This is a genomic window from Streptomyces sp. NPDC047886 (assembly GCF_043204435.1).
Classification (GTDB): Bacteria; Actinomycetota; Actinomycetes; order Streptomycetales; family Streptomycetaceae; genus Streptomyces.
The window spans coordinates 235543-261432 of record NZ_JBIDCF010000008.1 but is presented as its reverse complement, the minus strand read 5'-3'; the positions used below and the strand labels follow the sequence as shown (position 1 = coordinate 261432).

The following is a 25890-nucleotide window of genomic DNA, read 5'->3' as shown; positions in this document are numbered from 1 at the left end:
CGCCCCCGCTGTCGCGCGCGGCGCCGCGCCCCCCCCCCCCCGCGCCCGCCCGGGCGCGCCCCCCCCCCCCCGGCCCCCCGCGGGGCCCCCCCCCCCCCCCCCCCCCCCCGGGCCCCCCCCCCGCCGCCCCGGATCAGGGGGCGGCCGGAGACGGCCTGCCGAAGCGGCCGTTGACGAACAGCAGCTCGTCCTCGGCGTCGCCCTGCCCCGCGGCGAGCACGGTGCCGATGAAGATCGTGTGATCGCCGAAGGTGTGGGACGCGGTCAGTTCGCACTCGAGCCAGGCGACCGAGCCGGCGATCAGCGGTGCGCCGGTGTGGTCGCCGGGGCGCCAGTCGAGGCCGTCGAACTGTGCGGCGCCGAGCGTGCGCCGCTTGTCGGCGAAATGCCGGGCCAGGGGTTCCTGCCGGGCCCCGAGTATGTTGACGGCGAACCGCCCGGCCGATGACAGCGCGCCGTGCATCACCGCGCTGTGTCCCACACCGCACAACACCGACGGCGGTTCCAGGGACACCGAGCTGAAAGCGTTCGCCGTCATGGCGTGAAGATGCTCCCCGCCGACGGTGAGAACCGTGACACCGGTGGCGAAGCGGGACATCACTTCTCTGAGCCGGACGGGCTCCACCGGCCGTGGCCCGGAATGCTGGGCCGCGGGATCGAGTTCAACGGACGCGGAATTCATGCCACCCTCTCCGAAACGATGTGCGGGGCACATGCCGTCCACACGGAATGGCAGTCGGCGTTTTCAACGTACCGGCGCGGCGTCGTACCCGTTCCATCGCCGGGTAACCGGTTCACCACCTTGTGGCGAGCTCCGCCGATTACCCCGCGATGAACGCCGGTTTACCCCTTCCGCGCACGCTGTGGCCATGGCTGACACCGACATGGATCACAGGAACACGGGCGGCGCGGACAGCGGCGGCGGTCCCGCCTTCGAAGGGCCCGAGCTCGCCGAGCCGTTCCTGCGCGAGGTGCTGGACGGCGCCGGGCTGGCCGTCACCTACGTACGCGCCGAGGGCAACACGCTGTACCTGCGGGAGGACGACGGGACCGAGACGGCCGTGGACGACTTCGCGGGCGGCTACGGATCGGTCCTGCTGGGGCACAACCATCCCGAGATCGTGGCGCGGGCCCGGGAGCTGCTCGCCGCGGGAACCCCGGTGCACGCGCAGTTCTCCCGGCATCCGTACGCGAACCGGCTGGCCCATGAACTGAACCGGATCATCCACCGGGAGCTCGGCACGGACGAGCCCTATTACGCCATCTTCGCCAACAGCGGCGCCGAGGCGGTGGAGGCCGCCGTGAAACACGCCGAGCTGGACCGGGGCATGCGGATCGCGGCCCTGCTGGACGAGATCGCGGCCGATGGCGCGGCCGTGGCGGCGGCGGTGGCAAGCGGCGCGGCGACCGTACCGGCCGGTGTCCTCGACCGCCTGGGGCTCGCCGCCCCGCAGGACCCGGCCGACGCGTCCGCCGCGCTCGCCGCCGTGGCGGCGGAACTCGCCCGTCGCAACGGCGCGCAGACGTCGCGTCCGCCGCTGTTCCTGGCGCTGGAGGGCGGCTTCCACGGCAAGCTGGCCGCGAGCGTCCAGCTGACACACAACGAGGGGTACCGTCTGCCGTTCCGGTCCCTCGCCGCGCAGGCGAGGTTCGTTCCGCAGGACCGGCCGGAGGTGCTCAAGGAGACGTACGCGCGGGAGCGGGGCGTCCTGCTGGGGCTGACCGCCGTCGACGGCGTGGTCTCGGTCACGGAGCGGGAGTTCCCGGTGTTCTGCGCCTTCCTCGTCGAACCGGTCCAGGGGGAGGGCGGCATCCGGGTCCTGTCGCCGGAGTTCGCCCGTGAGATCCAGGAGTTCTGCGCGGCGATCGGCTGTCCGGTCGTGGTGGACGAGATCCAGAGCGGCATGGGCAGGACCGGCGCCCTCCTGGCCGGTGCTCAGATCGGGCTGCGGGGCGACTACTACACGCTGGCGAAGACCCTGGGCGGCGGGATCGCGAAGACGTCCGTGATGCTGGTGCGGGAGCGGTGGTACCGGCGGGAGTTCGAGATCGTGCACAGCTCCACGTTCGCGAAGGACAGTTTCTCCTGCCACATCGCGCTCAAGGTGCTGGAGCTGCTGGAGCGGGACGGGGGCCGGCTCTACCGACGGGCGGTCGAGCGGGGTGAGGCGCTGCGGGCGGTGCTCGAATCGGTGCGGGCCGACCACCCCGATGTGGTGGCCGACGTACGCGGCCAGGGGCTGATGCTCGGGCTGGAGTTCCACGACCAGTCGGAGTCGCCGGCCGGGACGGTGCGGGAGGTCGCCCGGGGCGGCATGTTCGGGTACGTGCTCGCCGGGCATCTGCTGCGGCGGCACCGGGTGCGGACCTTCCCCACCGCGAGTGCGGTGAACACCCTGCGCTTCGAACCGTCGGTCGAGGTGTCGGACGAGCAACTGGCGCGGCTGGAGGCGGGGTTGCGGGATGTGTGCGCGCTGCTGCGGCGGGGGGCGGGGGACGTGCTCGTCGGGGCGCCGGGGAACTGAGCGGCGCTCTCGCCTCGTTCCACCGTAGGGGTGGCATATGCGGTGAGACCAATTCCAGCCATACCTTGGCAAACCGGGCTATTGGTCTATACCGTCGTGCATAACGAACGGGGGAGTCATGGAATTTCGTCTCTTAGGTCCGCTCGAAGTCTCGCGGGACGGAAGGCTGGTGGAGCTCGGGGGCATGCGGCAGCGGGCCGCGCTCGCCTTCCTCCTGCTCCACGCCAACCAGGTCGTCTCCACCAGCCGCCTGCTCGGTGCCCTGTGGCCCGAGGAGGACGCGCCGATGACCGCCCGCAAGATCCTGCAGAACGCGGTCTGGCGGCTGCGCGGCGTCCTCGCCGGTACGCCGGCCTCCGGCCGGGGCGCCGAGCTGCTGACCCGGACGCCCGGCTACATGGTGCGCGTACGACCGGAACAGGTCGACCTGCTCGTGTTCCAGCAGCGCGTGGCGGCGGGCAGGGCGGCGCTGGCCGAGAGCGACATGCCGAAGGCCCGCGACCTGCTGGGCGACGCCCTCTCGCTGTGGCGCGGCCCGGTCCTCACCGACCTGGTGGAGGAGGGGACCTGCTGGCCGGAGGTGGCCGCCGTGCAGAAGCGGCGCCTTGACGTCATGGAGGACCGGTTCGACGCCGAGCTCGCCTGCGGCGGCCACCAGACGGTGCTGCGCGACCTCAAGGCCATGGTGGAGGCCGAGCCGTTGCGGGAGCGGGCCGCACGGCAGCTGATGCTCGCCCTGTACCGGTGCGGCCGTCAGGCGGAGGCCCTGGCGGTCTTCGGACGGGTGCGTGAGGCGCTCGTCGACGGACTCGGTCTGGAGCCCAGCCGTGAGCTGCGCCGGCTCCAGCAGTCCATCCTCAACCAGGACCCGGCCCTGGACGTCCCCAGGACCGAGTCGGTCCGCGACCGTGTGGTCCCCTCGCTCCCGACCCGCCCGGCCGCTCCCCCGACGCCCCCCGCCGCCCCCGCCGCCCACGCCGCGGTCCCGGCCGCCCCGGCCGCCGTGCCCCCCGTGCCCGCCGCCGGTGCCGGGGACGACACGTCCGCCGGCCTCGCGCAGGGCGCCTCGGCGCTCCCGGGCGCCACGGGCGCGACAGATGGCGCGGACGCCGATGACGCGGGCGGGCGCCGCCCCACGAGCGTGCTGCTGCTGCGCTTCGGGCTCGGCCCCGAGTTCGGCTCGCTGCCGCCGGACGGCGTCGACCGGGTGCTCGACGCCGTGACGCAGCTGGCGGCCGAGAAGATCGAGACCCACCGGGGCACCGCCACCTCCTCGCTCGGCTCCGTACTTCTCGGCCTCTTCGAGGACCGTCCGGGGGAGACGCCCGGTGCCGAGCGCGCCGTACGGGCGGCGGCTTCCGTCCGCGACTGCCTGAGCGTCCGCGTGGGGCCCTTCGCCCCGCCGCGCGCCGCCGTCCGCGGCCTCACCGTGCACGCGGCCGTGGCGTCCGGCGACGCGGTGGTCGGCCGCTGGCCCGGCAGCGGGACGACGCCGCCGTGGATCGGGGGCGGCCTCGTGGACACCTGCCGCTCGATGCTGGCCCACGTGGAGCCGGGCGAGGTCCATGTCTGCGACCTCACACGGCGGCTGACCGAGCCCCGTGTCACGTACCACCACGCCTGCGCGTCGGCGTTCGCGCCCTGGCAGGTGCACACCGTGGGCTCGGACCCGGAGGCACCGGAGCCCTGCGCGGACGGGAGCGGCGGCCAGGAGTGCGAACTGGACCTGATGCGGGGCATGCTGCTGCGCACCCGGCAGCGCGGCGCCTCCCATCTCATCACCGTGCTGGGCGCGGCCGGCCGGGACAAGACACGTCTGCTGATGCGGTTCCAGCGGCGGGTCGAGGCGGACTCGGCCGATCCCGTACGGGTCCTGGCCGGCACCATCACCCCGGCGGCCGGCGGGACGGGTTCGTCGGCCCCGGCGGACATGCTCGCCGCGTACTGCGGGATCGTCCCCGGCGACACCGTCGAGTCCGCGCACGGCAAGCTGCGCGCGGTCCTCGCCCGGCTCGCCGGCGACGAGGGGACCCGCGGAGCCCTGCTGTCCGCCCTGCTGCCGCTGGCCACCCGGGGCCCCTCGGCGGTCCGGGCCTCCACACGGCGGGACGTCCTGACCGCCTGGACGGACTTCCTCGCCCTGGCCGCCCGCGAGCAGGCCCTCGTCGTCATCTGGGACGACCTGCACCTCGCCGACGACCCGCTGCTCGACGCGGTGGAGCGGCTGGCCGAGGAGCACGCGGGCGTCCCCCTGCTGAACGTGGTGGGCGCCGACAGCCCGCTCCTGGAGCGCCGTCCCGGCTGGGCGGGCGGGCCGCACACCCTGACCATCAGTCTCACGCCCGTGGCCGACGACGCCCTCGACGGGCTGCTCGCCTCGCTCTTCCTGTCGGACCAGGACGCCGAAGTGGCCTGACGCCCCGGGCCCGGGCCCGGCCCGGGCGGCCCCGCTCCCCCGCCGTCTCCGCCCCCGGCACGGCCCCGGCACGCCCCAGGCGTCCGGGGCCTCCGGCGTGGCGGGCCGTCACCGGACCGCCGGGCGGCATGCCCCGCCGCCGGGGCCCCTCATCCCGTACGGGGGCGGGCGGCGGTCCGGCGCGCGCGCTCCCGCGCCTCCGGTGCGGGGGCGGGGGGCCGACGACCTGGCGGCGCCGTCGCGCCTCCCTGCCGCGCGGCGTACGCCACCGCACGGATCGCGTCCTGTCCCTCCGGCGCACCGGGCGGCAGGCACACCACCACGGCCTCGATCAGCAGGGACACGGCGACCGCGTGCTGGTGGGCCGCCGGTTCGGGGAACGGCACCGCGACGCGCTCGCCGGGCCGGCCCACGCCCTGGGCGACGGTGAGCACATGCCGTGCCCATCCCACGAGCAGGCGCCGGACCCTGCCGCGTCCGTCACCCGCGAGGGCGGGCGCCGTCGGCAGGGTCTGTTCGAACCGGCGGGCGATCACGCCCGCGTACTCCCCGAGCAGGGCTCCGCCCCGGGTGACCGGCCGTGGCGGGGCCGGCCGGCGAACCGGCTCCCGGCCGCCGCCCCGCTGCGTGGTCCTCGCTCGTCGCAGCCCCTCGTGGAGGGCGGCCGCGAACTCCTTCCCGACGAAAGCGACGAACGGCGAACCCCGTTCGGCGGACGTCGGGTGAACCGGCTGTGTCGAAAGGCCGGGCTCCGGCAGAGCCGGACCGGCGGGTTTGTCATCCACGGGAGAAAGCCAACCAAGTCCCGTACACCGCCGACCCATTCGCCGTTCAACGACGTGGTCATCGCGCGGCCTGCCGCCCGGGACGTTCGTCGAGGGCCGGCCGCGTCCGCCCCCGGGCGGCGGGGTGGGACGGCCGTGTCAGCTCCACCACCCGTACCCGCTCCCCCGGCCTCCGCGACCGCCCGACGGCGGCGGCCGGGGCGGCGGGCGCGACGGAGGCAGCCGCGCCGGGGTCGGAGACCACGCGCAGCGGAACAGGCGTCCGGGCGGCCAGCCGGGGCAGGCTCAGCGTGCTGGTGTGGAACGCGCCCCGCCCCCACGAGGGCCGGCGTTCGAGCAGCTCCGGGCGGGCGCAGACGACCACCAGGAGCGGTACGCCGTCGGCGGCCGCGACCAGGTCCTCCACCCAGTCCAGTACGTCCCGGTGCGCCAGGTGGGCATCGTCCAGGCACAGCACCAGGGGCCGCCGACCGGCCCACAGCACGAGCAGCTCCCGCCAGGCGTCCAGGACGCGGGGCCTGCGGCTCGGCATGGTGGAGGCGGCGACGGGCAGCAGGGCCGCGAGCAGCCGCTGCACCGCGTCCTCGTCGCCCGCCGCGGCCCGTACGAGCTCCGCGATCCGGCGTTCCACCGGGGCGTCCTCACCGTCTTCACCGGCTTCGCCGTCCGCGTCCCGCCAGGCGGCCAGCAGCGCGCCGGTCACGTCGAGCGTGCCGTCCGGACCGCACCGAGGGACCGGCGGCCGGAGCACGCGCACGTCGCCGGGCCGCTCCTCCGCACGCCGCGCGAACTCCGCCATGAGCCGGGACTTGCCCGCGCCCCGCTCGCCGAGCACTGTCAGCAGGCACGGCACGCCGTGGTGGAGGGAGCGGTCGAGGAGGCTGCCCAGCATGGACAGTTCGTGGCTACGCTCGTCGGGACCGCCCGCATCGGCGGCCGGGCCCATCGGGTCGTGCGGGGCACGGGCCGCGTACAGGGAGACCGCCTGCCGGACACCGGTCGTCGCCGTGTCGGGGGGTACCGGGCGGTACAGCACGTGGGCGCGGGTCTCACGGACGACCTCGTCACCGACGTACACCTCCCCCTCGGGTACGTGACCGAGCAGGGTCTGCGCGGTGTCCAGCAGCGTGCCGGTCACCGACACGGCCGCCGACGGGTCCCGTGGGGTGTACCGGACGAGGGCGCCGCCCCTGACGACGACGGCGCGGACGGCGCACCCCGACGCACGCGCGAGCCGGTCCCGCGCCGTGAACGCCGCGCGTACCGCGTCCAGCGGCGCCGCCGCCGTGTCGTCGTCCGCCAGGCCGAACACGGCGGCGGACACACAGCCCATGGAGCCCACGACGGTGCCGCCGTGCGTCTCGATGGCGCCCGCGAGCGAGGTGACGGCGCCGTGGAGCAGCGCGTCCAGCCGCTCGGGTGACGGCATGTCACCGCCACAGGGCGCGGCCGCCCGCACCAGCAGGACGCAGACGTCCCGCCGCAGCAGCACAGGCCCGCCGTCGTTCCCGGCGCCGTCCTGGTCGGCCCCGGCGGCCGATTCCGCCCCCGTGTCCGCGCCACGCCCGGCCTCCCCGCCGCGCCCCGGGTCCCGGTCGTACCCCGTGCCACGGTCGTACCCCGTGCCCCGGTCGCCACCGGCAGCCCGACCGTAGCCGGTGCGCCCGTCACCGCCCGCGCCCGGGCCCCTCCTGGAGCCCGGATCCGTCCCCGCCTCCTCGGGCGCCCGCACGGCCGCCACCCGCGGCTCGTCCGTGGCCCGCACGTGCTCCACCGGCACATCGTCGGCGGGCGGCGACGACACCGGGTCCGACGGCGGCAGGCCCGAGACACCCGGCGGGCCCGAGACACCCGGCGGGCCCGGCCGGTCCGACGGGTCCGACAGGCCCGACAGGTCTGCGGGTGTCGCGCCGGCCGCCGGGTCCGACGGCACGAGGCGGCCCGGCGGCGCGATGCGCGACGGCGGTCGCACGGGTGAAGCGAGCGTCCGGTCATGGCACAGGATGCGCTGCTGGAGCGCCTGGAGCTCTCGTGAGGGCTCCAGGCCGTACTCCTCGACCAGCGTGAGCCGTACGCGGCTGAACACGCTCAGCGCCTCGGCCTGCCGTCCGCAGCGGTAGAGAGCCAGCATCAGCTGGCCGCACAGCCGTTCGCACAGCGGCTCCGCCTCGGCCAGCGACAGCATCTCCCCGAGGACGGCGTGGTGCCGCCCGCAGGCCAGCTCGGCGTCGAAGCGGTCCTCCATGGCGTCCAGGCGGGACTGGCGGAGTGTGGCCAACTCCGGCCACTCGACGCCCTGTTCCACCAGGTCGGACAGCGCGTTGCCGCGCCACTCGTCGAGGGCGTCCCGCAGGAGTTCGGCCGCCCCCGCCGGGTCTCCGGCCTCCATCCGCGCCCGGCCGGCCTCGACCTTCCGGTCGAAGCGGGTCACGTCGAGCCGCGCCGGATCCACGCGCAGCATGTACCCGGGGCTCCGGGTCAGCAGCTGCGGCCGGACGGCGCCGGCGGTGTCGCCGGGCGCCCGCCCCGGGGCCGCGGCGTCGCTCTCGGCCGCCGTATCGGCATCGGGCAGGATCGCGCGCAGCCCCCACACCGCGTTCTGCACGATCTTGCGGGCCGTGACCGGGCGGCTGTCGCCGGGCCACAGGGCGCCGAGCAGTTCACTGGTGGCGACCACCTGGTTCGCCCGTAACAGCAGCAGCCCGAGTACGGCCCGCTGCTTGAAACCCCCCAGCGGCAGTGCGCGGCCACCCCATGTCACCTCGAGCGGTCCCAGGATTCCGAACTCCATGTCTCCCCCCACATGTGAGCAGTTCCGTACGAACACGGGCCGGGCGCCGTGCCGCGCCCCCGCCCGCTACCGCGTGACCGCGGTGCGGACCCCGCGGAGAATCAGCTCGGCGACGTCGCCCAGCCGCTGGTCCAGATAGAAGTGGCCGCCGGGGAGGAGCGTCAGGTCGCTGCCCGCCCGGGTGTGTTCGCCCCAGCGCGCCGCTTCCGCCGTGCCGACGACCGGGTCGTCCAGGCCGCAGAGCACGCTGAACGGTGTGTCGAGCGGGTCGCCGGGCCGCCAGGTGTAGGAGGCCAGCGCCCGGTAGTCGGCCCGCAGGGCGGGCAGGGCCATGGCGACGAGCTCGGGGTCGTCGAGTACGGCGGCGCCGGTGCCCCCCAGGGCGCGGACGGCGGCGAGGATCGCCGTGTCGTCCGGGAGGGAGTCGTGCGGGTTCGGGGCCGTCGACGGCGCTCCCCGCGCGGAGAGGAAGAGCCGCACCGGGGCGGGGGCCTGCCTGTCCCTGAGCGCGCGGGCCGTCTCGTAGGCGAGGAGCGCGCCCATGCTGTGGCCGAAGAAGGCGTAGGGCCGGCTGTCGGACGACGTGGCGGTCAGTCGTTCGGCGACGAGCCGGGCGAGCTCGGTGATGTCCGCGACACCGGGCTCGCGCCGGCGGTCCTGACGTCCGGGGTACTGCACGGCCACGACGTCGAGCCGGGGGGCCAGGACGCGGGTCAGCGGCAGGTAGGCGCCGGCCGAACCGCCCGCGTGGGGGAAGCAGATCAGCCGGACGGCATCGGCTTCGGGTCCGCCTGCCAGGGACGCCCCCGACCGGCCCGCCGGTCCGGGGTCACCCGGCTGTCCGAACCGTCTGAACCACCGACTGTCCATGGTCTTCCTCACTCCCCCGCGCTCAACCGCGGTGTCTCGTAGGGTTCGTGGGCCCGCGCGTGCCGCAGCGCCCGGGCCCACCAGCCGAGCCGGTCGAGGAGCCTGCGGGCCGCCTCGTCACAGGCTTCGGGCGCGACGGGCCGCCCGTCGGGACCGAACTGGCTGCGGTAGTCGTGGAAGCTGACGGTCTCGCGCACCGTGACGGCGTGCGCCTCGGTGAACACCTGCCGGAGCTGGCCGACCGCGCAGAGCCCTCCGGAGGCGCCACCGTAGGAGAGGAACGCGACGGGCTTGGCGTGCCACTCCTCGTCGTACCAGTCGATCGCGTTCTTCAAAGAGGCCGGAAAGCTCTGGTTGTACTCGGGTGTCACCACCACGAACGCGTCGGCGGCGGCCAGCCATGGCGCCAGGTCCCTGACGGCCTGCGGCCTGGGTGCGGTGGGCTCGGCGGGCATCACGTCGGGCAGCCACGCCGTGGCCAGATCGATGACGTCGACCTCGAAGTCGCGGCGCAACCGTGCCCGGGACGCGATCCACTCCGCCGCCACGGGCCCGAACCTGCCCTCTCTGACGCTCCCGATGATGATCACCAACCGCAGTCGGTCGGTTTCGGCCATCTGCTCTGTCTCCCCACGTCGGTCGGGTCTGCGTGCCCTGGCCCGTGATCACTGTCGCCGATGGCTCTTCGGGTTTGCTTCGGATGCGCCCCGGGCCGGTCACAGCGGCCCGAAAGGGCCTGTGACCTGCGTGACAGGCCGGACCGGGCGGGTGGTCCGGAGATACTGTGAAGGACATGCGATTCGGGGTGCTTGGGCCACTGGAGGTGTGGACGGCCGAGGGGAGGGTGGTACGGGTCCCCGAGGTGAAGGTCCGTACGCTGCTGGCCGATCTGCTCGCCCACCACGGTCATGTGGTGCCGAGCGGGCGGCTCATCGAGGACCTCTGGGGCGGTTCGACGTTCACGGCCCGGCCGGCCGCCTCCCTCCAGGCCAAGGTGTCCCAGCTGCGGCGCGCCCTGGAGGACGCCGAGCCGGGTGCGCGCGATCTGGTCGCGCACCGCAGCCCCGGTTACGTCCTCGACGTGCCGGCCGACGCCCTGGACGTCGGCGTGTTCCGCTCGCTCGTCGCGGAGGCCCGCGCCACCGCCGACGCGGGGGCGCGCGCCCGGCTGTTCACCGAGGCGCTGGCGCTGTGGCGGGGCGCCGCCTTCGCCGACTTCGCGGAGCAGCCGTTCGTGCGGGCGACGGCGGCGGGCATGGAGGAGGAGCGGCTCACCGCGGTCGAGGAGCATGCCGAGGCCAGGCTCGAACTGGGTGAGCACAGTCTGCTGATCGGTGAGCTGACGGAGCTGGTGGACCGGTTTCCGCTCAGGGAGGGGTTGCGGGCCGCGCAGATGCGGGCCCTGTACCGGGCGGGTCGTCCGGCCGAAGCGCTCGACAGCTACCGGGAGTTGCGCCGCCGCCTCGACGAGGAGCTGGGGCTGACGCCCGGCCCCGCGCTGGACGCGCTGCAGGGCGCGATCCTCCGGCACGGTCCGGAGGTCGCCCCTCCGGAGTCACGCCGCCGGACACCGCCGGCGTCCGGGACGCGGAGGCGTACGAACCTGCCCGCTCCGGTGAACGCGCTGGTGGGCAGGGACGAGGCGGTGGCCGATGTGCGGGCGCTGCTGGCCGACCGGCGGCTGGTGACCCTGACGGGGCCCGGCGGTGTGGGCAAGACGCGGCTCGCCACCGCCGTGGCCGGGGAGTCGGCCGACGCGTTCCCCGACGGTGCCTGGCTGGTGGAGCTGGCCGGGGTCAGGGACTCGGCGGAGCGGATGGCGTCGCAGGAGCTGCTGGCCGAGCAGGTCATGGCGGTGCTGGGGGTACGGGACGCCACCTTCGACGGGCGGTCGGGCGGTTCGGCGCAGCGGCTCGCGGACGCCCTGGCCTGCCGGCGGCTCCTGCTGGTGCTGGACAACTGCGAGCATGTGACGGACGCCGTGGCGGGGCTCGCCTCCTGGCTGCTGAGCGGGGCGGCGGGCCTGCGGATCCTGACGACCAGCCAAGTGCCGTTGCGGGTCAGCGGGGAGACGGTCTGGCCGGTTCCGCCGCTCACCGCGCCGTCACCGGACGAGAAGGGCCTCGACGCGCTGCGGGAGTCCAGCGCCGTGCGGCTGTTCGCCGAACGGGCGAGGTCCGCCGACCCGGGGTTCGTCCTCGACGCCGCCACCGCGCCGAAGGTCGCCGATCTGTGCCGGCGTCTGGACGGCATCCCGCTGGCGCTGGAGCTGGCCGCCACCCGGGTCAGGGCCTTGGGCGTCGACGAGCTGCACGACCGGCTGGACGACCGTTTCCGGCTGCTCACCAGCGGCTACCGGGACGCGCCCCGGCGTCATCGCACGCTGCGGGCCACGCTGGACTGGAGCTGGAGCCTGCTCGGCGTGCGGGAACAGACGGTGCTCCGACGGCTGGCCGTGTTCGCCGACGGCTGCGGCCTGGAGGCGGCCGAGCGGGTGTGCGCGGGGCTGGGAGCCGACGGCACGCGGGGACCGGGCGGCACGCGTGCTCCCGACAGCCCGGGCGCCGGGGCCTCCGGGGGCGCGGCGGACGACGTGCTGGAGGTGATGGCCTCGCTGGTGGAGCGCTCGCTCGCGCTGCGCGTCGACACCCCTGGCGGACCGAGGTACCGGCTCCCGGAGTCCGTCGCCGCGTACGCCGCGCGGAAGCTGCGGGACGCGGGCGAGAGCGCCGATGTGGCCGCCCGGCACATGCGCTACTGCGCCGAACTGGCCGAGCGGGCCCGGCCGCTGCTGTACGGGCGGGAGCAGCGCCGGTGGCTGCGGCGGCTCGACTCCGAGTCGGCCGACTTCCAGCGGGCCCTGGAGGAGGCGCACAGGACGGGGGCCGCCGATGTCGCGCTGCGCCTGGCCAACGCGCTCACCTGGTACCGGTTCCTGCGCGGACGGCTGTACGAGGGCCGCAGGGCGCTGGCGACGGCGCTGGACACGGCGGGCGATGCCGCGCCGGAGGCCCGGGCCGAGGCCAGGACGTGGCAGGCGGGTCTGGCGCTGCTGCTGGGCGGGCACGGCCGGGACGCGGACGTCGCGCCGCCCCGTGAGCCCGCCGGTGCCGAACGGACGGTGGAGCGGGCGCGGGCCGACTGGTTCCTGGCGTTCGCGCAGTGGAACGTGGGTGCCCTGTCCGCCGGTGAGCGGCGGGTACGGCGGGCGATGGACGACTTCCGGGTCCGGCGGGACGCGTGGGGTACGGCCGCCGCGCTCGGCACCCGCGTGGCGCTGGCCCTGGCCCGTGGTGATCTGGACGGGCTGCACGACGACGCGCTGGAGGTCAGGGCCCGGTTCGCGGCGCTGGGCGAGAGCTGGGGGCAGTTGCAGGCGATCGAGGTGCTGAGCGTGCTGGCCGAGATCAACGGCGACTACGAGGAGGCCGCCAGGCTGCACCGCGAGGGGCTGCGGATCGCGGAGTCGCTGGAGCTGTGGGCCGCGGTGTCCCGCAAGCTGTCCGGGCTCGGCCGGATCGCGCTGCTGGACGGGCGGTACGGGGAGGCGGAGGACTTCCACGGGCGGGCGCTGCGGCTCGCGGCCGAGCAGGGCAACCGGCCGGCGGAGCAGTTCGCCGCGCTCGGCCTGGCCCTGGGGGCGCGGCGTGAGGGCCGGCTGGACACCGCGCGGGAGCTGCTGCGCCCCTGGCTGGCGTGGAACCGCAGCCGGCACGACGCGCCGGGGCTCGCGCTGGTCCTGGCCGAACTCGGCTTCATCGCCGAGCAGTACGGTGACGCCGCCCAGGCCCTCGCCCTGCACCAGGAGGGGCTGGCGGCGGCGCGGACGACGGAGGACCCGCGCTCGGTCGCCCTGGCTCTGGAGGGGCTGGCGGGCGCGCGTTCGCTGGCGGGCGACGCGGCTCCGGCCGCGCGTCTGCTGGGGGCCGCGGCGGCCGCGCGGCGCGCCGCCGGTGCTCCGCAGCCGACCGCCGAACAGGGCGATGTGGAGCGGATCGCCGCGCGGGTGCGGCAGGCGCTGGGCGACGAGACGTTCGGCCGGGAGTTCGCCCGGGGGGCGGCCGAGGGGTTCGCCGACGGCTTCGCCCGAGGGTCCGCCGGGGCGAGCGCGGCCGAACACGGCCCCGGCTCTGCCCGCACGGGCGTCGACGACCTCTGTGTCCACCCGCGCTGAGCGGCCGCGCCCACGTCGGCGGTCGGTTCGGCGGCCGCGCCGCAGAAAAGCGGCGTGCGCGGTCGCGGCGTGCGCGGTCGCGGCGTGCGCCGTCGCGGCGTGCGCGGTGCCGGTCGCGATGCGCGGTAGCGGCGGTCGCCTCGGCGTGCGCGGTGCGCGGCCTCAGACGTGCGCGGGGCGCGGTGGTCGCGGCGTGCGCGGTGCGCGGTCGTGTCAGGCGGAGTCCCGGCGTACCAGTTCGGTGGGGAGGATGACGGCGGACGGGTCGTCGCCGTTGATCCGGCCGAGCAGCATCCGGACCATCTCGCCGCTGATCCGCTCCCACGGCTGACGGACCGTGGTGAGCGGGGGGCGGGTGGACAGCGCCGCCGGTGAGTCGTCGAACCCGCCGACGGCGACGTCCTCCGGCACGCGCCGCCCGGCGCGGGCCAGCGCGTCCAGGACGCCGTGGGCCATGAGGTCGGACGCCACGAACACACACCACTCTCCCCTCCCTCCACCGTCGAAGGGACGACGTCGGCCTCGCCCCCGGTACGACCGGGCTCAGCGTCAAGGGCGCCGACGTCTCCATGCTGAAGAAGAGCGAGGACTTCGGCGGCGTCTACCGCACCGGCGGCGGCACCGCCGGTGACGCGCTCGGCATCCTGCGGTCCGCCGGCGCCAACTACGGACGGCTCAAGGTCTGGGTGGACCCGGCCGACGGCTACAGCGACAAGGCGCGCACCCTGCAGATGGCGAAGCGCATCAAGGCGCAGGGCATGAAGCTCCTCGTCGACTTCCACTACTCCGACATCTGGGCCGACCCGGGTGCCCAGACCAAGCCCGCCGCCTGGGCTTCGCACTCCTACGCGCAGCTGACGACGGACGTGTACCAGCACACGTACGACGTGCTGAACGCGCTGAGGGCGCAGGGGACGACCGCCGACATGGTCCAGATCGGCAACGAGATCGACACGGGCCTCCTGTGGCCCGAGGGGTCCACGAAGAACTGGGACCAGACCGCCGGGCTGCTCAGGTCCGGCATCAACGCGGCCAAGGCGGTCTCCTCGTCCACCCGGGTAGCCCTGCACCTCGCCCACGGCGGCGACAACGGCCTCTACCGCTGGTGGTTCGACAACGCCACCGCCCGGGGCGTGGCCTTCGACGTCATCGCCCTGTCCTTCTACGGGTACTGGCACGGGCCGCTGTCCGACCTCCAGGCCAACCTGGACGACATCTCCGTCCGCTACGGCAAGCCCGTCCTGGTCGCGGAGACCGCCTACACGTTCCGGCTGGACAGCAAGGACGGCCACGAGAACATCATCGACCTCGGCAGCGAGCTGGTCTCCGGCTACCCGGCGACCCCGGCGGGCCAGGCGGCATGGCTGCGCGATGTGATGAACGTGGTCGAAGCCGTGCCGAACGGCCGCGGCCTGGGCGTCCTCTACTGGGATCCCACCTGGACGGCCGTCGCGGGCAACGGCTGGGACCCGACCGACCCGAAGTCGGGCAACGGCTGGGAGAACCAGGCCCTGTTCGACTACAACGACCGGCTGCTCCCCGCAGCCGCCTGGTTCGCCCACCGCTGACGTACGACGTGCCGGCCGTGCGGTATCCCGCAGGGCCGGCACCGGCTCACGCGGCCATCAGACGCCGCAGGTCGGTCGCGTACTTGCCGATGAGGGCCGGAGACAGCGTGGGAATGTCCGAGGACGGGCCGATCCCGGCCTCCCGCACCGCGGCCCGGAACCGGGCGGACGGGATGGTGGAGCCGGGCACCGCCTCATCGGGCCGGGCGAACCCGTGGAGGAGCGGCAGCGCCGAATGCCGCCGCTGCTCCTCGGGCAGCGCGCGCATGGCCGTCTCGAACCGGGCGAGCCAGTCCGCGTAGTCGTCCACCCGCTCGATGCGATGGCCCGCGTCGTCGAGCCAGTCGACGAAGGTGTCGAGCGATATCCCGTCGTCGTGCGGGTTGACCAGGCTGAAGGTCCGGTAGTCGGCGGTCGGGTCACCGCCGAGGGCCACGACGGCCTCGGCGGTGAAGTCCACGGGCAGACCGTCGTAGTGGGGCCGGTCGCGCCTTCCTTCGGCGCCTGGCCGGTAGAAGGAGCGCGGTGCGATGCCGGTGGCGAGGACGCTGAACAGGAGGCGGGTGAACATGTCCGGCACGTTCAGCTGTCCGCTGTACCGGCTGTGCGCGAGGATCATGTTCGACCGGAAGGTGGTGACGGGCAGTCCGCACAGGTCGTGCGCCTCCCGCAGCAGCACTTCGCCCGCCCACTTGCTGGTCGCGTATCCCCCGGCGTAGGCCCCCTCGACCTCCTGGACGGGCATGACGACCCGGACGTCGGCGTCCTCGTCCAGGGCCGGCTGTCCGGCCCTCGAGGTGGCGACGGCCACGCTGGAGATGTAGGTGAACGGCTTGATCCGGCCGGTGAGCGCCAGGCTGATGAGTTCGGCCGTGCCCACGACATTGGCTTCGAACAGGTGGTTGTAGGGCAGGACGTGGTTCACCAGGGCGCCGGCGTGGACGATCATGTCCACCTGCTCGGCGAGAAGCTCCCACGTCGGCTCGTCCAGGCCCAGTCTCGGTTCCGCGATGTCGCCCGCCACGACCTGGAGGTGCCCGGCGGCGAGTTCCTCGAACTCGCGCACCAGTTCCGCGTCGCCGCTGCCGAAGGCGTCGTCCAGCCGGCGCCTGGCCGCCGCCGCGTCCTTCCCGCGTACGAGGCAGATCAGTCTCCCGCCCGTCGGGGCCAGCCGCTCCAGCCACTCCAGGCACAGGAAACGGCCGAGGTAGCCGCTGGCGCCGGTCAGCAGCACGGTCCTGGGCGGTGCGGTGGGCCGGGGAAGGGCCTGTGCCTCGCTGATCGTCCGGGCGTCGATGAACTTGTCCAGGGTGAGGTCCTTGGCGTGCACCTCGGTGCTGCCGTCGCCGTGCACCGAAGCGAAGGTGGGCCGCTCGAGACCGGCCTCGCGCTTCGCCTCGATGTAGTCGGCCAGCCGCTGGAGGTCGTAGGCGGGGCTGATGACCACGTCGACGGGGACCCGGACGCCGAACGTGTCGTGGAGCAGGTTGGAGAAGGTCACCGCGGACAGGGAGTCGCCGCCCAGGTCCCTGAAGTGGGCGGTGGGGCTCACCTCGGCGGACGTACCGGCGAGCAGCGCCCGCGTGGCCCGCTGGACGGTCTCCAGGACGGGCCGGTCCGCGCCCGTGCGGCGCAGGTCGAGCAGTTCCCGGGTCTCCTGGGCGGCGGTGTCGGCGTAGAGCTGTTCGAGGCGCTCGCCGTACCGGGCCAGCAACTGCGGCCACAGCAGCTTGCGGTGGTCCGACAGCAGGCCGTTCGCCTGGCTGAAGGGCTCCGTCTCGACCAGGAAGTCCCGGGGTATCTCGTACGAGTTGAGCCCCGCCTCCTTCGCCGTCTGCTGCAGCGACTCGCCGAGCAGCCGCCTGAGGACGGCCTCGCCCTCCGCACGCGACCGCTGCAGGGCGTCCGGCGTGGGCACGATCACGGCGAGCAGGTAGGAGCGTTCGCTGTTGCCGTAGACGAATATCTGCCGGATCAGCGGGCCGGCGGCGAAGACGGCCTCCAGGCGCGACGTGGCCACGAACTCGCCCTGGGACAGCTTCAGGACGTTCTTGCGGCGGTCCACGACGGCCAGCCGGTCCGGGGCGGTCTCGGCGACGATGTCGCCCGTCCGGTAGTAGCCGTCCTCGTCGAAGAGCTGCGCCGTCAGCTCGGGCTGCCGGTAGTAGCCGGGGATGATGGCGTCGGTCTTCAGCAGGAGCTCTCCCCGCGGGTGCGGGGAGTCGGTGCGGTAGTAGCCGAGCTCGGGCACGTCGACCAGCTTGTAGTCGATCACCGGGGGGCGCAGCAGCTCGCCGTCGACGGAGACGCCGGCGGCCTCCGTGGAGCCGTAGACGTTGTGCAGCGGGATGCCGAGCAGGTCCTCTATGAACGCGGTGAGCTCGGCGGAGAGGGGCGCGGAGCTGCAACTGGCCCAGGAGATACGGCCGCCGAGGAGGTTGTCGCGGAGGTCCGCCCTGACGTCGGCCTCGATCGCCTCGATCGTGTGCGGGTCGGTGCCGTGCGGGGTCCGCCGGCCGACCTCGCTCTGGTATCTCTGGTGGATCATTTCGCATACGCGGGGCACCAGCGAGAGTTCGGTGGGGCGCACCAGGGCGATATCGTCGAAGAATGTGGAAAGGTCGCTGCTGGCCGTGAAGTAGCTGGTTCCGCCGCGCGCCAGGGTGTTCTTCAGCGAGGAGTGTCCCGCGACATGACTCATCGGCATGTAATTGATGTTGACCGCGTGCGTGTCGGCGAAAAGCTTCGACCAGGCCCCGCCGAACATCGCACCGGCCAGTCGTTCGGTGTACATGGCACCCTTCGGGGTGCCGGTACTGCCCGACGTGTATATCAGCATGGCCAGCGGATCGTCGTCGTCCGCCGCCGTGAACAACGGCGCATCGGGCAGCGCGGACCCTCTCCCGATGAGATCGGTCAGGGAATCGACCGTCACATCGGTACGGCCCGCCCGGTCCAGCCGCTCACGCGCCGATGTGAATTCCCGGCGGTGCGCGTCGGCTTCCGGGTGGTGGTCGAAGACGACGAGTCGCCGGACCGACGGGGTGGCGAGGGTCAATTCGACGGCGGTGTCGAGACGTGCCGGACTCGCGGCGACGACGAAGGGCTCGGTCTCCGCGGTGATCGACGCCAGTTGGGGTACGGGGGCGCTGGTCTGGAGCGGTACGGCGACCGCGCCCACATGGATGCAGGCCAGGTCGAGCGTCGCGTAGTCACGGCTGGTGAAGCCGAGGAGGGCGACGCGCGCTCCCGGGCTCAGCGCGTATTCCGGATGGTGGTGCCATTCGCTCGCCACCGCGCGGATCCGTGCCCACAGTTCTCGGTAGCTGGTCGTCTCGTAACGCGGCAGCAGACGTATCGACACGTCCCCGGTGCCGGGGTCCCGTGCGAACTCCTTTGCCCGTTCACCGACGGCGGGCCGATCCGCGTGGCGCTCCATTACCGTTGCCAACACTTGCGCAAGTCGCATTCTGGGTCTCCGCGTCGCATCATTGGCCGACTCTTGTCGCTGAGAATGGGAGGACCGGCGTGGCGGCGTACACATCGGCAACGCCACGCTCTTTCTCGGGACCGTCCGTTCCTGACCCCAGCGCGTCGACCGATGCTAACCACAGGGGGAACGGGTTCCTGAACAACCAGGGGACGATCTGTCAGGTCCGGCGGAACGGGTGCCGGCGCCGCCGTGCGTGCCGTTCATGACGGGTACGACATCGCGCCAGGATCGGTAACCGTCCGTACGGTGAACGGTGTCGAGGTGGTAAGAGTGGGATGGTGCACGCGGTGTTACGGAGGCATTTCCCTCACGCCCGGCCGACGTGGCGCCGGCCGGGTACCGAACGGGGCCGGCCGAACGGGGCCGCGCGCCGGACGGGGCCGGCCGAACGGGGCCGCGTGCCGGACGGGGCCGGCCGAACGGGGCCGCGTGCCGGACGGGGCCCGCGCCCCGTCCCCGCCCTCGTCGCCGCCCCGGCCGCAGTGCTGTCGTCCACCCGCCGTTGATCACTTTCCCGGAGCGTCCCCATGGCCATGCAGGACCGTGCCGTAAGGACGCGGCGGCAACTGATCCGATCGGCCGCCGAGGTCTTCGACCGCGGCGGCTTCGCGGGTTCCTCCGTCGGGCAGATCTGCGCCCGCGCCGGTGTCAGCCAGGGTGCGCTGCACTTCCACTTCCGGAGCAAGCGGGCCCTCGGCGAGGCGGTCGAGTCCGCCGCCGCACAGACACTGCTGCGGATCACCGGGCAGTCGCCACCGTCCGCGCATCCGGCGGAGGCCGGGGCGTCCTCGCCGCTGCAACTCCTTGTCGACACGTCCCACGCGCTGGCGCAGGGGGTCGCCTGTGATCCGGTGCTGAGGGCCGGCTTCGGTCTCGGCAGTGACGCGACCTGGCGGAGCGGCGTGAACCTGTGGCGGCAGTGGCAGGACTGGGTCCGGTGGATGCTGACCGTGGCGAGGGACCAGGGCAGCCTCGCCCCCGACGTCGTGCTCGACGACGCCGTCTCCGCCATCACGGCCATGGTCGCGGGTCTTGAGGTGCTGGGCCGCAGCGACTCCCACTGGCACTCGCGGCAGGCCGTCACACCGTTCTGGCGGCTGATGCTGCCGCGGTTGGCGGCGCGGGCGGTGCAGGGCCGGATCGACGCGGCGGGCAGTCGCGATGCGGTGCCCTGCGGCTGATCGCGGCCGTCGGCGGGCGCCGCCGCCCCTCGCGGGGAGACGACCCGTTCCTCACAGGGAGACGAGCGGCTCGGCCTCGTAGGCCCGGTGCAGCAGGTCCAGGAAGGACGGCGCGTCGGGCAGGGCCGCCGTGCCGATCCGGTGTACGGCCACACCCGGCGTCCACGAGTTCATGACGGCGCAGCCCGCCAGGGCCGACAGGTCGGCGGGTGTGACCTCCTGGACGCGCTGGGGGACGCCGAGGCGATCCAGTCGCCGGCGGACGATGCCCATCGTGACGCCGCTCAGCATCCCGGTCTCCGGCCCCGGCCACACCACGGCGGTGCCGTCCCAGAAGGCCAGGTTCCAGATGGAGGCTTCGCTGAGCCGGCCACGGCGGTCCACGAAGGCGACGTCGTCGAAGCCCTGCGCGACCGCCTGGCGGAGGAAGTAGGTCTTGGCCGGCTCGCCGACGTGCTTCACGGTCGGCACGAACCGCTCGTGCGGGACGGTCGCCAGCGCCAGCGGTCCCTTCGGGCCTGACGCGGCCTGTCCCGTACGGACCAGGATCTCCAGGTCCGCGTCGGGCCGGGCCACGGTGAACTCACCGGCCGGGGAGTAGACCGTGGCCGTCAGCGAGAGGTCGGCAGGACCGTCCTCCAGCGGTGCCCGCAGGCAGGCCAGTACCCGGTCGTCGGGCAGGTCCCGGCCGAACAGCTCCTCTGAGGCGTGCCGCAGCCGCTGGAGATGGAGGTCGAGGCCCCGTACCCGGCCCCGGCGCACCTGCATGGCGGTGAAGTGGGCGTACCCGGAGAAGGCGAGCGGCGCCAGCTCCGCCGCGCTCGCCGTCCGGCCGTCGCGCTGGACCGTGAAGTGGAGCGGGGACGCGTCGACGGCCGGCGGCGGTGCTCCGACGGCCTGCGGCGCGGTGCGGTCGGCCGGCGGTACGGCGTGGTCGGCCGGCGGCGCGGCGTGTACGGCCTGCGGCGCGGCGTGTACGGCCGGCGGCGGGGTGTGGTCGGCCGGCGGCGCGGCGTGGTCGGCGCCGGCGCCCGGCGGAAGAGTCGTCATGCCGTGTCAACGACCCCCGCCCCCGGGCGGACACCCCCGTCCGTCCGGGACGGCCTGTTCCGGACCGGCGTCCCGGCCACCACCGGAGGGCAGCGCGGCCCTCGCCCGGAACGCGACACCGTCGAGGAGCGTTTCGAGTCCCACGAAGAAGTCCTCCTCGGTCGCCCTGAGCGGAGACTGCTCGGGTTTGTCACCGCCGGGAAGCAATTGCTGGGCCACGCGTTGAATGGACGCGCCCTGCACATAGGACCAGATGGCGATGGAGAGCGATCGCGCCAGTTCCGGATCGTCGGTCAACTCGCCGAGTGCGTCCACCATCCAGTCGAGACACGAGTTGTCCGAGAAATGGCGGGCCGAGGCCGATGTCACCAGCGCCCACGGGTGTTTGCGGTACACCTCCCAGTCGAGCGCGGCGGCGAGCCTCATCGCGTCGCGCCAGTCCGGCGGGGGCGGTGTGGGGTACGGGTGTTCGTCACAGGCCGCTCTGGTGATCGCCGTGAGCAGCGCGTCCTTGTTCTCGACGTGCCGGTAGAGCGACATGACACCCGAGTCGAGTTCTGTCGCGAGGCGACGCATCGAGAGCGCCCCGATGCCCTCGGCGTCGGCGATGCGGACCGCGACCGCGACGATCGCCTCGCGCGTCAGACCTGACGAACTCTCTTGCCTTTCTTGCATGTTGATGGCCATGAGGTAGTGTACCCAGCATTGTGCGTACACCGTACGCACCACAGTCTCGGACACCGTGTGCAACCACCGTGTCGAACGAACGACCCCCGCACCCTCTCCTGAAAGGTTGCCCCCGTGACCTCCCTCGACTTAGTCGCGGAGCGTGCCGACCGGCGTGCGTGGCTGGGCCTCGTCATCGTGCTCGGCCCCGTCGCACTCGTCGCGATGGACGGCTCCGTCCTCTATCTGGCGATGCCGAGCATTACCTCCGCGATCACCCCCAGCACCGACCAGGCCCTGTGGATCCTCGATATCTACGGCTTCGTGGTGTCGTCACTGCTCATCGCGTTCGGCAATCTCGGTGACCGCTACGGCAGGCTCAAGTTCCTTCTCAGCGGGGCGGTCGTCTTCGGCATCGGATCGGTGGGAGCCGCGTTCTCACCGAGCCCGGAAGTACTGATCGCGTGCCGTGCGCTCATGGGTCTCGGCGGTGCGACGCTTCTTCCGTCGGGCCTGGCGATCATCGGCAACCTCTTCCACAATCCCAAGCAGCGCGCCCAGGCGATCGGCATTTTCGCGGCGACGTTCGCGGCCGGCTTCGCGGCGGGCCCGATCATCGGCGGTCTGCTGCTCAGCCGTTTCGCATGGGGTTCCGTATTCCTGATCAACATCCCGGTCGTCGTGCTGTTCCTCGCTTTCGCGCCCACGCTTCTGCGAGAGGTGCGGGAACCGAACCCGGGTCGCGTCGACGCCCTGAGCGTCGGGCTGTCCGCCGTCGGCATCCTGCTGGCCGTGTACTCGGTCAAGACGGCCGCGGCCGAGGGCTTCTCGTTGCCCCAGGCCGTCACCGGACTCGTCGGCATCGCCATTCTGTGGTGGTTCGTCCGCAGGCAGCTCACGCTCGAACACCCGCTGCTCGACCTCAGGCTCTTCCGCGACCGGGTCTTCACCGTCGCCATCCTCACCGGCGTCCTCTCGCTCGTGGCGTGGGCGGCGGCGGGCTACCTCAGCGGCGTGTACCTCCAGTCGGTCCTCGGCTTCAGCGTGCTGTCCGCCGCGCTGCTGGCGCTGCCGGGCGCGGTCGTGCTCACGGCGGCCTGCATCGGGGTCAACGGGATCGTCGAGCGCATCGGGAAGCGGGCGGCGCTCATCGCCTCGCACTTCTTCATGGGCGTCGGCCTCCTCCTTCTGCTCCTGACCAGCGTGACCGGCGGCGTGGCGGCGTTCATCGCCTCGACCGTCGTCGCGGGCATCGGCTACGGCTTCTCCTTCAGCCTCGTGGCGGAGACCGCCGTCGCGGCCGTGCCGCCGGAGCGTGCCGGCTCGGCCGCGTCGATCGCCGAGACGAGCAACGAACTCGGCAACGCGCTCGGGATCTCTCTGCTCGGCTCCCTCGCCGCCCTGTGCTTCCGGCTCCTCGGACCCGATGTCGCGGGGACGCTGGACGAGACGCTGGACAAGCCGGACCTCTCGGCCGCCACCATCGCCCAGGCCAAGGACGCCTTCCTCTCCGGCATGCACGTGGCGATCGCCGTCGCCAGTGTCCTGTCACTGGCGCTCGGGGTACTCGCCCTGCGCTGGGTGCCCCGGGAGGAAGCCGCCAAGTGACCTCCGCGGCCCTGTGGCCGGCAACCCCTGCGGCCCTGCGGTCCGCCACCGTCACCGGTGGCCGGCCACAGGGCCGCAGGCGTCCGGTCCGGCGGGACCCCGCCGGACCGGCACCGACGCGAGGGGGCGAGGGGCGCCGCTCGTGGCCGGGACACGCCTGCGGGCCACGCTCACCTGCGAGACTCCGCCCATGGGAAACGATCTCCTCACCGGCAAAGTCGTCCTCGTCACGGGAGCCAGCAGCGGTATCGGCGCGGCAGCGGCCCGCGTGTTCGCCCAGGAGGGCGCCGCCGTGGTCCTCACCGCTCGCCGCGCGGACAGGCTGGCCGCCCTGACCGCCGGGCTCAGGGACAAGGGGGCGCGGGCCTCCTACGTGGTGGGCGACGTGTCGGTCGCCGAAGACGCCGCCAGGGCCGTGGACTTCGCCGTGGCCGCGTACGGACGGCTGGACGCCGCGTTCAACAACGCCGGGATCGGCGGTGACCGCACGCCGCTGCACCTGATGACCGACGACGTCTACGACACCATCATGGACACCAACGTCCGTGGCGTCTTCAACTGCCTGCGGTACGAGATAGCCGCCATGCTGGACCACGGCGGGGGCTCCATCGTCAACAACAGCAGCGTCGGCGGCCTGGTGGCCATTCCCACCGCCGCTCCGTACATCGCCTCGAAGCACGCGGTGATCGGCTTCACCAGGGCCGCCGCCGACGAGTACGCCCGGCAGGGCATCCGCGTCAACGCGGTGGCGCCCGGCACCACGCGCAGCGAGATCACCACCGACTGGTTCGCCCGCAACCCGGGAATCGAGGAGCTGGCCAACTCGCTGACCCCCCAGGGGCGTACGGCGGAACCGGACGAGATCGCGGCGGCCGCCGCCTGGCTGCTCAGCGACCGCTGCCCGTTCCTGACCGGCACGGTACTGCCGGTGGACGGCGGCTTCGTCAACCGCTGAGCAGCCACCGGGGCCGCCGGTCGGCCGCCGCGGGCCTCAGTTCCCCGGGCCGGTGAAGTCGACGGTGAAGGCCGGTTGCCCGTCCTGCGTCCCGGTGACCCGGACCAGGCGCTCGCCGGGGGCGGCCGCCGGCAGCGACGCGGCCTCGATCCAGCACGGCCGGTCGAACTCGACGTAGCGCTGGTAGGCGGCGGCGATACCGGACGGCACGAGGGGTGCAGGAGCCGGCAGGGCGTGCGCCGCCTGGTGGGCGGCCTCCAGCAGGGCCAGTCCCGGGACGTGGTCCACGGGGTGGTCGAACAGCAGGCGGTTGCCCGTGTCGTTGCGCAGCAGCCAGCGCCCCGGCCGGTCACCGGCGGCGAGGACCACGTCGGCGGCGGACGCCCGGCCGACGTGCTCCGCGCCGATGGCCTCCGGCAGCGGCCAGGCCCCCCAGTCCACGTCGACGCGATCGCCGCGCACCCGCCGGTAGGCCCCCGGTGAGATCCAGCCGAACGCCGCCTCCGCGCGGGCCACCGTGGCCCCGCCCAGCAGGACGTGGAAGTCCATGCGCAGCGAACCGTTGGCGCGTCGGCCGCTGCCGGCCTCCGCCACGGTGACCTGGACGTCCAGGGCCGACGGCCGGTCGCGGGGCAGGCGGAGCCCGGGGGAGATCGTGAAGCCGAGGGTGCTCAGCATCGTCTGATGGGTCAGCGGCACGCCGTACTCGGCGTGGGCGACGACCAGTCCCGTCTGTCTGACGGTCTGCGCCAGGAGGCGGGGGTCGTAGGCCAGGTCTCCCTGGACGGCCGGCCAGGTGACCCGGAAGGTGAAGTCCCGGTCGGTGGCCCGCTGCCAGCCCGTGACGAGGAGGAACTCATCGTGCTGCAGGTGGGTGTAGGCGCCGAGCGGTGTCGGCGACGGTATGGACGAAGGCGGTACGAGAGCGACGTCGTGCACGGGTGGTCCCCCCCAAGGGTCCGTCTGGGCTGTGCGGCGTACTGACCTCAAGTGTGGCTGATAAAGTACCGACCCTCCGGTCGGTTTTGAGTCAAGGTCAGTTCGGGTCGCGCGCACGCGCGGAGGGGCACGGAAGAGTGCCGGAGAGCACGGAAAAGTACGGGAGAGTGCTGGGGGAGGCACGAGGTGGCGAGACAGGAACGGGCGATCCAGACCCGCAGGATCATCCTCGAGACGGCGGCCGAGATGTTCGACGAACTCGGGTACGACGCCACCACGATCGGGGGCCTCATCGAACGGACCGGGCTGACCCGCGGCGGCCTGTACTTCCACTTCACGTCCAAGGAGCAGCTCGCGCGGGCCGTGCTCGACGAGGCGGTGACCATGGAAGGACTCCGCCCACAGGCGTTCAAGCTGCAGGAATGGGTGGACCTCGCGCTGCTCCTCGCTCATCGCCTGCCCAGGGAGCCGTTGCTCAGCGCCTCGATCCGGCTGTCCGTCGACGTCAAGGCGCGCGGTCTCTTCGGTACGCGCTGGCCTGACTGGATCAGTGTGGGCGAGGAGATGCTCACCGAGGCCAAGGAGCGTGGCGAACTGCTCGTCCACGTCCAGCCGCTGGAGACGGCGCGGCTGCTCGTGGGGGCGTGGACCGGGATACAGCTGATCACCGAGACCCTCCCGGACGGGGACCTGTCCAGAGAGGTGTCGTGCTTCTTCGAGCTGATCCTGCCCAACATCGCCGGTGTCGGCGTGCTGGCGAAACTCGACACGTCCCCCTATCGGGCCGAGCGCCTCCTGGCCGCCGCCCGGAACCCCGGGGACACCTCCCGGCCTGCGTGACGCCGCCCCGAGGCCATCTGCCCGACCCC

The 25890-nt window shown here is 73.5% G+C and carries 16 protein-coding genes and 2 pseudogenes; 8 read left to right on the top strand and 10 right to left on the bottom strand.

Features of this window, described 5'->3' with window-relative positions; translation table 11 throughout:
* Window positions 1–133: 133 nt before the first annotated feature.
* Window positions 134–682, bottom strand: coding sequence for a flavin reductase family protein (locus tag ACGF5U_RS25545; RefSeq protein WP_392713507.1), 549 nt, complete (start codon window positions 680–682; stop codon window positions 134–136).
* Between the two features lie 202 nt (window positions 683–884).
* Here ACGF5U_RS25545 and ACGF5U_RS25540 point away from each other — a divergent pair, with 202 nt between their 5' ends.
* Complete coding sequence (locus tag ACGF5U_RS25540; RefSeq protein WP_392713736.1) at window positions 885–2525, top strand: aspartate aminotransferase family protein; 1641 nt, start codon at window positions 885–887, stop codon at window positions 2523–2525.
* A 118-nt stretch (window positions 2526–2643) separates the two neighbouring features.
* Window positions 2644–4941: a BTAD domain-containing putative transcriptional regulator gene (locus ACGF5U_RS25535; protein WP_392713505.1), complete on the top strand. Its 2298-nt coding sequence runs from the start codon at window positions 2644–2646 to the stop codon at window positions 4939–4941.
* Window positions 4942–5090: 149 nt separating this feature from the next.
* Here ACGF5U_RS25535 and ACGF5U_RS25530 read toward each other — a convergent pair whose 3' ends face one another.
* The 4 genes from ACGF5U_RS25530 to ACGF5U_RS25515 all read right to left on the bottom strand — a co-directional run bounded on the left by ACGF5U_RS25530 (window position 5091) and on the right by ACGF5U_RS25515 (window position 10004).
* On the bottom strand, window positions 5091–5726 hold the full coding sequence (locus ACGF5U_RS25530; RefSeq protein WP_392713503.1) for a hypothetical protein: 636 nt from the start codon (window positions 5724–5726) through the stop codon (window positions 5091–5093).
* 58 nt (window positions 5727–5784) lie between these two features.
* A complete protein-coding gene (locus ACGF5U_RS25525) occupies window positions 5785–8517 on the bottom strand; it encodes a BTAD domain-containing putative transcriptional regulator (RefSeq protein WP_392713502.1) in 2733 nt (910 codons plus the stop codon).
* A 66-nt stretch (window positions 8518–8583) separates the two neighbouring features.
* Window positions 8584–9387 (bottom strand): thioesterase II family protein, encoded by an 804-nt coding sequence (locus ACGF5U_RS25520; RefSeq protein WP_392713501.1) that lies wholly within the window; start codon window positions 9385–9387, stop codon window positions 8584–8586.
* Window positions 9388–9395: 8 nt separating this feature from the next.
* Window positions 9396–10004, bottom strand: coding sequence for an NADPH-dependent FMN reductase (locus ACGF5U_RS25515; RefSeq protein ID WP_392713499.1), 609 nt, complete (start codon window positions 10002–10004; stop codon window positions 9396–9398).
* Window positions 10005–10180: 176 nt separating this feature from the next.
* Here ACGF5U_RS25515 and ACGF5U_RS25510 point away from each other — a divergent pair, with 176 nt between their 5' ends.
* Window positions 10181–13561: a BTAD domain-containing putative transcriptional regulator gene (locus ACGF5U_RS25510; protein ID WP_392713498.1), complete on the top strand. Its 3381-nt coding sequence runs from the start codon at window positions 10181–10183 to the stop codon at window positions 13559–13561.
* A gap of 213 nt (window positions 13562–13774) precedes the next feature.
* Here ACGF5U_RS25510 and ACGF5U_RS25505 read toward each other — a convergent pair.
* A pseudogene (locus ACGF5U_RS25505) lies at window positions 13775–14038 on the bottom strand (substrate-binding domain-containing protein); the annotation flags it as partial.
* A 50-nt stretch (window positions 14039–14088) separates the two neighbouring features.
* On the opposite strand from ACGF5U_RS25505, the pseudogene ACGF5U_RS25500 reads away from it, so the two are divergent.
* Window positions 14089–15129: pseudogene (locus tag ACGF5U_RS25500) on the top strand (arabinogalactan endo-beta-1,4-galactanase); the annotation flags it as partial.
* Between the two features lie 46 nt (window positions 15130–15175).
* Here the strand turns inward: ACGF5U_RS25500 and car are convergent.
* Window positions 15176–18673 (bottom strand): carboxylic acid reductase, encoded by a 3498-nt coding sequence (car, locus tag ACGF5U_RS25495; protein ID WP_392713734.1) that lies wholly within the window; start codon window positions 18671–18673, stop codon window positions 15176–15178.
* A gap of 476 nt (window positions 18674–19149) precedes the next feature.
* Between car and ACGF5U_RS25490 the strand changes: the two genes are divergently transcribed.
* Window positions 19150–19803 (top strand): ScbR family autoregulator-binding transcription factor, encoded by a 654-nt coding sequence (locus ACGF5U_RS25490; protein WP_392713496.1) that lies wholly within the window; start codon window positions 19150–19152, stop codon window positions 19801–19803.
* A 51-nt stretch (window positions 19804–19854) separates the two neighbouring features.
* On the opposite strand, the gene ACGF5U_RS25485 is transcribed toward ACGF5U_RS25490, so the two are convergent.
* Together ACGF5U_RS25485 and ACGF5U_RS25480 are read right to left on the bottom strand one after the other, a co-directional pair.
* A complete protein-coding gene (locus ACGF5U_RS25485; protein WP_392713495.1) occupies window positions 19855–20853 on the bottom strand; it encodes an aminotransferase class IV in 999 nt (332 codons plus the stop codon).
* Between the two features lie 6 nt (window positions 20854–20859).
* Complete coding sequence (locus tag ACGF5U_RS25480; protein ID WP_392713493.1) at window positions 20860–21540, bottom strand: TetR/AcrR family transcriptional regulator; 681 nt, start codon at window positions 21538–21540, stop codon at window positions 20860–20862.
* A gap of 204 nt (window positions 21541–21744) precedes the next feature.
* Between ACGF5U_RS25480 and ACGF5U_RS25475 the strand changes: the two genes are divergently transcribed.
* Window positions 21745–23127: an MFS transporter gene (locus ACGF5U_RS25475; protein WP_392713732.1), complete on the top strand. Its 1383-nt coding sequence runs from the start codon at window positions 21745–21747 to the stop codon at window positions 23125–23127.
* Between the two features lie 190 nt (window positions 23128–23317).
* Entirely contained in the window at window positions 23318–24082 is a 765-nt protein-coding gene (locus tag ACGF5U_RS25470) for an SDR family NAD(P)-dependent oxidoreductase (protein ID WP_392713492.1), read from the top strand.
* Between the two features lie 36 nt (window positions 24083–24118).
* Here ACGF5U_RS25470 and ACGF5U_RS25465 read toward each other — a convergent pair whose 3' ends face one another.
* Window positions 24119–25021: a ScbA/BarX family gamma-butyrolactone biosynthesis protein gene (locus tag ACGF5U_RS25465; protein WP_392713491.1), complete on the bottom strand. Its 903-nt coding sequence runs from the start codon at window positions 25019–25021 to the stop codon at window positions 24119–24121.
* A 186-nt stretch (window positions 25022–25207) separates the two neighbouring features.
* On the opposite strand from ACGF5U_RS25465, the gene ACGF5U_RS25460 reads away from it, so the two are divergent.
* Window positions 25208–25861, top strand: coding sequence for a ScbR family autoregulator-binding transcription factor (locus tag ACGF5U_RS25460; protein ID WP_392713489.1), 654 nt, complete (start codon window positions 25208–25210; stop codon window positions 25859–25861).
* The last annotated feature ends 29 nt before the right edge of the window (window positions 25862–25890 follow it).